Annotated in this window: 1 protein-coding gene; it reads right to left on the reverse strand. The window is 43.4% G+C overall.

Annotation, left to right across the window (positions count from 1 at the left end; translation table 11 throughout):
* Positions 1–407: 407 nt before the first annotated feature.
* A complete protein-coding gene (locus RQP52_RS36385) occupies positions 408–1,694 on the reverse strand; it encodes an IS110 family RNA-guided transposase (protein ID WP_315956297.1) in 1,287 nt (428 codons plus the stop codon).
* Positions 1,695–1,820: the final 126 nt, after the last annotated feature.

Genomic DNA, 1,820 nt, shown 5'->3' on the forward strand with positions numbered 1-1,820 from the left:
CCTCTATGGAGAAACGCTTTGCTCTTAAATACTCTCGTTTTCTCAGATTTAGACCATAATTGCTTTGCAACAGATAACTTTTCAGTGGAATTAAATTGTAGACAAAGAAATATATGGGTATGCGAAAATGCAAAAAGCTCTTCACTTAAGCCACCCGCTGTAAATTGTGGTTATCGTGGAAAAGTATGGTTGCACCTTTGGATCTCCACATGTGCTCATGGCGGTCAACCCTCCCACATCTCGCAGAGTCTACGCTCCCACATTCCTTCATTCAACCTGTCCATGAGGTGGAGGTCAGATATGCTGCCCGACAGGATTTTTGTCCGTAAGTTTAGTGCCTTTCCGACTCATCCGTGCTTCTTGTTATCCTTACTCTGCTTTGGTCATCAACATTAAAAAAGCGATCATTAAGCTGCTTGTGGTATCTCCGCAAATCGAGGGATATCTTGGATCATTTTTTCTTCACTAAACTCATGGCCCTTCTGCAATATACCGAAAAGGATGCGTATGAGCTTGTTACATAACGCGATGAGAGACTGCATCTTTTTTAATGGATTCACAGACCGTTTGGTGTAATACTCGTGTAGGGTTCGGAAGGCTGAATTTTTAGCGACTAACGGCATCATCACTCTAAAGAGCAGAGCACGAAGGCGTTTCCTACCTCTCTTTGTGATCCTGGTTTGTCCAATATGTGTGCCGGATGAATTTGTTTTCAAATTCAGTCCAGCAAGCTTTGTGATCTGTTTTGGATGTCGGTACTGGTCAATGTCACCTACCTCTGCCAAAAAGCCAGCGATCGTATCCCGACCAATTCCTTTTATTGCTAATACTTGCTTTACATGAGGTATCTGGGCTAGTAATTCATCTAGCTTTGCTTCCAATTCCTCAAGCTTGTTCTTAAGCCATTCATACTGTGTCAGCAACAACTTTAGCTCCATTTTAGCCAACTCAGAACCTTGCCTAATGCCAACTGAACAGCCGGCTGCTGCCTTCAGATTCTGTATTCGACCTAGACCAAGCCCGCGCTTTGCAGCTTCTCTTAAATGCTGTAGTAGCGTCTCGTCTGGCACAGAAACAAGCTCATATGGCAGTAGATGAAGGCTTAGCATTTGGATGGCAGACTTGCACTCCCAGTCCTTAAATACCGTCAGAAACTCTGGGAAATACCGATCTAGCCAATTGTGGACACGTAGTTGCACAACACAAATATCAGTTGTCAGGTGTTCGCGAATTTTCATGGCTTCCCTCAGTTCGGCATAAACACCTTGAGGAAGGCTCGGTACAGCGTATCTCCCGTCTTTGACCAACTGTGCGATAACTTTTGCGTCCTTAATGTCATTCTTTGTTGGGGAATTGTCATCTAATTCTTTACTTTTCTTTACGTGTAGTGGGTTCACTACGCCGTATTTTACTTGCACATCTTTAAGAAAATGGGCTAGGTTTAGCCAGTAATGACCCGTTGGTTCCATACCAACAATAACGTCCTTGAACCCTTGCTCATTCGCAATCTTCCTAAACCAGCTCAGAAATAATTCAAAGCCTTCTCGATTGTTTTCAAACGTAAGTGGCTTCCCGAACTCGACCCCGCGGAAGTCTTGGGCTCTCGCCACATGTCTAAATTTTGCGATGTCGACTCCGATAATTAAGGTAGAAAAAGTGATTTGATTAATTCGTTCATTTTGAGTAGAATGCATGTTGTAGTCTCCTTTGGTTTTGTTTTTGGATCCGACGCTGGCCAGCATCAGGGAACCATAAACATCATACCAAGGAGTCTTTTTATTTCTCAAATCTCGTATTTCCTCATAATAGGAATGCTGCCC

Source organism: Paenibacillus violae (genome assembly GCF_032461945.1).
Taxonomy (GTDB): Bacteria; Bacillota; Bacilli; order Paenibacillales; family NBRC-103111; genus Paenibacillus_E; species Paenibacillus_E violae.

Bases quoted from the DNA above. Each gene is read 5' to 3' on its own strand.
- RQP52_RS36385 (WP_315956297.1), bottom strand. From the start codon at position 1,694: ATGCATTCTACTCAAAATGAACGAATTAATCAAATCACTTTTTCTACC.